This is a genomic window from Mitsuaria sp. TWR114, assembly GCF_007997345.1.
This window is the reverse complement of record NZ_VOSR01000223.1, coordinates 1-6,515: the sequence shown is the minus strand read 5'-3', so window position 1 is coordinate 6,515 and position 6,515 is coordinate 1. Positions and strand designations below refer to the sequence as shown.

At 71.2% G+C, this 6,515-nt stretch carries 4 protein-coding genes; 1 reads left to right on the top strand and 3 read right to left on the bottom strand.

The window, feature by feature from the left end; translation table 11 throughout:
• From FUT87_RS10025 to pyrF, 3 genes are all read right to left on the bottom strand, one after another.
• A partial coding sequence (locus FUT87_RS10025; protein WP_147240925.1) for a type II toxin-antitoxin system HipA family toxin occupies positions 1–1,662 on the bottom strand: 1,662 nt, incomplete at its 3' end.
• Between the two features lie 129 nt (positions 1,663–1,791).
• A complete protein-coding gene (locus tag FUT87_RS10020) occupies positions 1,792–5,043 on the bottom strand; it encodes a PAS domain S-box protein (protein WP_147240924.1) in 3,252 nt (1,083 codons plus the stop codon).
• A 234-nt stretch (positions 5,044–5,277) separates the two neighbouring features.
• Entirely contained in the window at positions 5,278–6,108 is an 831-nt protein-coding gene (gene pyrF / locus FUT87_RS10015; RefSeq protein ID WP_147240923.1) for an orotidine-5'-phosphate decarboxylase, read from the bottom strand.
• Between the two features lie 148 nt (positions 6,109–6,256).
• Between pyrF and FUT87_RS10010 the strand changes: the two genes are divergently transcribed.
• The coding region (locus FUT87_RS10010) for a GNAT family N-acetyltransferase (protein WP_147240922.1) at positions 6,257–6,515 on the top strand (259 nt) is incomplete at its 3' end.

Sequence of the window (6,515 nt, the reverse complement as noted above, 5' to 3'; positions counted from 1 at the left end):
CGCCAGGGCCAGGAAATCGGCGCGGCGCAGGCGCTGGGCCTTGCCGTTCACCTTCAGCGCCATGGCGTCATGCTGGAGCCCCGGGAACACGCGGGTCGTCAAGGTGTCGTAGACCGGCGCGAGCCGCACGTGCTGGAACGTGGCAGCGCCTTCCTGGGCGGTCTTGAGCATCGCCATGTTCTTGAGGTGCATGTCGCCGTCGCCGATCAGCCAGGCGAAGAGCGCCCGGCGCAGCAAGGTCATGATGTCCTCGTCGGGCGACGTCGACAGCGCGCGCACCGCACGGGCCACGCGCTCCATCGTGCCGGTGTACTTGTCCCTGGGATCGAGCGCGAGCACCGAGCACAGGTCTTCCATCGCCAGGAGACGGGTGTCGTCCAGCTGAAGGCGGATGTCGAAGCGCTCCACGATCAGCGCCGCCGGCAGCTCGTCGGGCATCGCGACAAGCGCGTGATCAGGGACCTCGAAGCCCACGCCACGGGCCAGCGTCAGCCCGATCCATTCCGCCACCGGAAGTCCTTCGAAGCCGGCGGCACCTGCCGGCTTGAGGATGTGGGTGAAGGGCAGGTGCGTGGCGATCAGCAGCGTGCCGTCCGCCGCCAGGTGCATGGGGGCCTTGACCTGCACGCCTGACAGCCGCGGCGTCTGCTGATTCGCGAAGAGCTGCGCCAGGCGGTGGGCGAAGTCGGCGTCCATCGCGTCGCGCCGTGGCCCGGCGTAGTGGCCGCTGAACATGCCGTCCCGCGTGAAGTCGGCCAGTCGCGTCGTCAGCGTGTCCTGCGGCAAGGCGGCCAGTTCCGCGCGTCGCTCCGAGATCGTGATGTTGGACATGTAGCGCTTGCCGCGCCGCAGGACGTCACGGTCGCTCGCGTCGTGCAGGACGGACTCCAGCCAGCCTTCCGGCAGCAGCGACACGATGAACGGCGGCAACCGTCCCGGCGTGGTCTGGCGGATCAGCGGCGGCAGCACCGGACCGGCGCTGCTGGCGTTCCATCGCCATTCGGTGCCGTCATGGGCCAGGTCTCCCAGCGCAAGGCCATGCCAGGCGACGGTCAGGTCGAACGCGGCCTCGTTGCGCATCGGGCTGTCCGACTGCTGCTTCAGGAAGCGTTCGGCGCCTTCGCCCTCGCGGTACCACTCGTTGTCGCGCGCCAGCGTCCACAGCGCGTCGGCAGCGCGTTGCGCGTCGCCGTACTCCTGCACGAGTCGCGCGGCCAGGGCCTCGCGCATCGCCAGGTCCATCGACTGGGCGTGCTCGCTGCGCAGGCGAAACGCCTCGAGGAAGCGCTGGCGCAGGGAGGACACCGGGATCGGCAGCTCGCCCCATCCATCGGCGACCACGGCGTCGATCGTGGATGGGCGCGCCGGGGCGCGGTTCTGGACGATCTCCAGGCCGCGCAGCCGTGTGCGTTGACTGCGCTGCCCCGAGATGTAGAGGCGACCATCACGGGTCGGCGCGAGCAGCACGGCGCTCGCGGCCGAGAGAAAGGCGCGGGGGTAGAGATAGCGCGCGATGCGCACCGCATGCCGCAGGACGAGGTCGTCCGCGTCATCGCCGGCGTCCACGTAGATGCCGCGCATCAGCTGGATCAGTTCGCCTGTTTCCGCTCTGCGGTAGCCGCGGTTGGCGTCCAGGTTCTCGCCGACGAGGTAGAGGCTCATGTGATTTTCTCGCACTTCAAGTGCGCGAAAATTACCAGAGCGACCGCCTTATCTCAAGATTCAGGCGATTTCGGAGCGAATCTCGTGGTTTTCTCGCACTTGAAATGCGGGAAAACCACGTCGCGGCCATCACCCCGCCGTCAGCCTCACCAGCACCTGCCGCAGCCGCTGCGCGTCGATGGGCTTGGTGAGGAACTCGTTCATCCCGGCGCCGAGGGCCTCGTCGCGCTCCTGCACCAGTGCCGCGGCGGTCAGCGCGACGATGGGCAACTGCGCGGGGTCGTAGCGCTGGCGCAGCTGGCGCGTGGCCTCGTGGCCGCTCATGACCGGCATCTGCACGTCCATCAGCACCGCGTCGAAGGGCTTGCCCATGCTGGCCGCCGCCGTCACCGCCTCCACCGCCTGGCTGCCGTCACTGGCCTGCGAGACCTCCGCGCCCCACTGCTCCAGCATCGCCACCGCGATCATCATGTTCACCGGGTTGTCCTCGACCATCAGGATGCGGCGCCCCGCGAGCTCCGCGTCGTCCGCCGGCGCACGGCGCTGGGCGCTCATCGGTGCGGGCGCGGCGGGCAGCGGCAACTCGGCCCAGAAGGTCGCACCGGCGCCCGGCTGGCTCTCCACGCCGACCTGGCCGCCCATCAGCGTGGCCAGTTCCCGGCAGATCGACAGCCCCAGCCCCGTGCCGCCGTAGCGGCGCGTGGTCGATTCGTCGGCCTGGGTGAAGGGCTGGAAGAGCCGCTCGTGCATCGCCTCGGCGATGCCGGGGCCGGTGTCGCTGACCTCGATGCGCAGCCGCCGCTCGTCCAGCCGGCGCACCCGCACGGCGACGCTGCCCTGCTCGGTGAACTTCAGCGCGTTGCTCAGGTAGTTGCTCAGGATCTGGCGCGTGCGCACCGGATCGCCGATCACCCAGCCGGGCACCGCGTCCTCCACGTCGATGCTGAAACCCAGCCCGCGCGCCTGCGCCAGCGTCAGGTAGCCCATACGCATCGTGGCGAGCATGTCGCGCAGCGCGAAGGGCACCGTCTCCAGCGTCAGCCGGCCGGCCTCGATCTTGGACAGGTCCAGGATGTCCGACATCAGCCCCGACAGGCTTTCCGCGCTGTCCACCATCTGGTCCAGGTAGTGGCTGCGGGTGTCGCCGGCCAGGTCCGGCTGCTGCAGCAGCCGCGCCAGGCCCACCAGGCCGTTGAGCGGCGTGCGGATCTCGTGGCTGATGTTGGCCAGGAAGGCGCTCTTGGCGCGGTTGGCCGCCTGCGCCTCGTCCTTGGCCTGCGCGAGCGCCGCCTCGACGCGCCGGCGCTCGGTGACGTCCTCCATGATCCAGATCGTGCCGCCGCGGCTGGGGTGGTTGGGGTCCACCGCGCGGGCCAGGATCCGGCACAGGAAGCGGCTGCCATCGCGGCGCCGCATCAGGCGCTCCGCCTCGACCTGCTCGCCCGCGGCCAGGCGCGGACCGAGTTCGCGGCCGACCGCGTCGTAGTCGTCCATGCCCGGCCACACCACGCTGCCCGGCTGGCCGATCAGCCCGCCAGCGGGCCAGCCGAACATCTCCTCCACCAGGCGGTTGGCCTGCACGAAACGCTGGTCGCGCGTCAGCGCGATGCCGATCGAGGCGTTCTCCAGGATCGCCGCGTGGACCAGCCGCGTGCGCTCCGTGTCGCTGACGTCACGCCCGTTGACCACCAGGTAGGACACGCCGTCGAGCACGAACGGCGCCGCCGACAGCAGCATCGGGATCGCCTGGCCGCGCCGGTTCACGAAGGTGGCCGACATGTCGCTGACGCGGCCCTGCTGGCGCAGCGCCTCGATCAGCCGCTCGCGGTCCTCCATGTCCTGCCAGATGCCGACTTCCTCGGCGGTGCGGCCCAGCACCTCGTCGGCGCTGTAGCCGCTCATCGACTCGTAGGTCTTGTTGACCATCACGTAGCGGCCGCTGACGGTCTCGGTGAGGGTGACGACGTCCGGGCTGGTCGCGAACAGGTGCGACAGCAGCGCCTCCGAGCGCCGCAGCGCCTCCTGGGCGCGCGAGGTCTCGGTCTGGTCGATGAAGAAGGACAGCGTCGCCGGACCGGTGGCCGCGTCCACGCGCACGCTGGTGGCCTGCACCAGGCGGCGTCGGCGCGACAGGGTGCGCAGCCGGAATTCCGTCATCGGCAGCATCGCGCCGACCGGCAGCGCCTCGATCTTGGCGGCGCGCTGGCGGGCGCGTTCCTCGTCGCCGGGCTCGTAATGCGAGAACAGGTCCTGGCCGATCATCGACGAGCGCTGGGTGTAGCCGAACATCGCCATCGCCGCCGGATTGGCGTCCATCACCCGGCCCCAGCGGTGCAGCACCAGCGGCGAGGGCGAGCGGCGGAACAACTCGCGGTAGCGGGTCTCGGTGGCCACCATGGCCTGCTCGGTCTGGACCTCGTCGGTGACGTCGCGGCCCACGCCCCAGTAGCCGCGGAAGTTGCCCTTGGCGTCGAAGCGCGGCTCGCCGCTGATCGAGACGTAGCGCAGCGTGCCGTCCTCGGCCGTGCGGCGCATCACCAGGCCGCGGAAGGGCCGGTGCGATTCGAGGTCGGCGCGGTGCGCGTCGAGCTCCTCGTCGGACAGGCCCAGGTGCTCGATCTCCCAGGGCGCGCGGCCCAGGCGCTCGGCGATGGACAGGCCGGACGCGCCGGCGTGGTGCTCGGCCAGGTGGGTGAAGCGGAACTGGCGATCCATCTCCCAGTACCAGTCCGCCGCCATGTTGAGCAGGTGGCGAAAGCGCGAGTGGCGCTCGTTGACCTCCTGCATCGCGCGCCGGATCAGCTTGGCGGTGCCCAGGCCGACGACCAGGCCGGCGCTGAGCAGCAGCAGCTGCGTGATCAGCCTCGCGGTCAGGCCGACCGGCTCGGTGCCGACGTGGATCCAGCCGCCGAGCTCCGCGGACGCCAGTCCGCCCAGCGCCGCCAGGCCCAGGCCGAACAGCGACAGCCCCGCGCCCAGGCCGATCATGCTGGTGCCCAGCGCGACCATCAGTCCCATGATCCCGAGGCTGGCGGCGTTCAGCCCCAGCTGGCGCGAGACGGCGAGCGACAGCGCCGTCGCCATCGCCAGGCCCATCAGCAGGAGGGTGGCGGCCGGGCCGCGGTCGGCGGGCAATTTCCAGAGCATGGCCAGCGCGGCGAAGGTGGTCACCAGCGCGAGCGACGGCGGCACCAGACCGCGCAGCGGCTCGGCCGCGCCGGCGCTGGCCAGCAGCAGCAGGCCCGCCAATCCGGACAGCAACACGCACGCGGCCATGAACAGCCGCGCGGCGCGCCATTGCAGCGTCGCGGGCAGGCGGTCGCCGCGCGACAGCTCCTGCCCCACCAGACTGCTCAGATCGTCCTGGGAATCCTTGCTCACTCGACCTTGCCCAACTCGTTGTGTCCGGGGACCTTGCGCGTCGCTCTCGCGGCGACAGGGGACGAGGGCCGCGTCAGCCGGTTCGGCGCGCGGCGGCCTCGGAGTGCAACGTCCGGTAACGGAGTCTCGGCGAGCGGGGGCCGATCTGAAGCGTCGAGAAATCCCGAAACACGCGCCTGCCGGCTCGCGCCCGGGGTTTCTGCCAATTAGTTGGCGAGCGCCGTGAGGCCCCGGTCAGGCGGCGGTGGCGGGGCGCAGGCTGTCGCGTGTCGCCAGCGCCACACGGCGGGCGGCGGCGGCGAAGTCCTCGCCAGCGGACGCGTACAGCACCGCCCGGGAGGAATTCACGATCACCGTGCCGGCGTCCCGGCGCCAGCCGGCGGCGACGGTGGCCGCGGCATCGCCGCCCTGCGCGCCCACGCCGGGGATCAGCAGGGGCAGCGTCGGCGCGAGTTCGCGCACGCGCTCGATCTCCTTCGGATAGGTCGCGCCGACCACCAGGCCGAGCTGGCCGTTCGTGTTCCAGTCGCCCTGCGCGATCGCCGCCAGGTGCTCGAACAGCCGCGGCTGGCCCGGCACATCGGCCAGGCGCTGCATCTGCCAGTCGTCGCCGCCCGGGTTGGAGGTGCGGCACAGCAGGAAGGCGCCGCGGTCGGGGTAGCGCAGGTAGGGCTCGACGCTGTCGCGGCCCATGAACGGGGACAGCGTCACCGCGTCGGCCTGGTAGCGCTCGAAGGCCTCGCGGGCGTACTGCTCGGCGGTGGCGCCGATGTCGCCGCGCTTGGCGTCCAGGATCACCGGCACGTGCGGCGCGTTGCGCTTGATGTGGGCCATCAGCTGCTCGAGCTGGTCCTCGGCGCGGTGCGCGGCGAAGTAGGCGATCTGCGGCTTGAACGCGCTGACCAGGTCCTTGGTCGCGTCGACGATGGCGGCGCAGAAGTCGTAGATCCGGCCGGCGTCGCCCTTCCAGTGGGCGGGGAACTTGGCGGGATCGGGATCCAGGCCGACGCACAGCAGGGAGTCGTTCAGGCGCTCGGCGGCCTGCAGCTTCTGCATGAATTTCATGAGGTGTCCGGGAGAAAGTCGTTCGGGGGGCCGGGCGTGTCGGCGCTGACCGGGGCCGGCGGGGTGCGGTATTGTCCCGCTTTTGCCTGGCGGGCCCCGATCGGACCCGCCGGTGCCGGACGACGCTCACGGGCGCTGGGAGGCGCGGATGGAAGTCTTGAGGACGGCGCGGCTGCGGCTGCGGTGGTTTCGCCAATCGGATGCGGCCTTCGTCCGCGGGCTGCTCAACGAGCCGGCGTGGATCGAGCACATCTACGACGCGCAGGTGCGCACCGACGAGCAGGCCGCCGCCTGGATCCGCGAGCGCCTGGAGGCGCGCTACTGGCTGCTGGGCTTCGGCTTCTGGGCCGTCGAGCGGCTCGAGGACGGGGAACTGCTCGGCCTGGCCGGCGTGATCCAGCGCGAGG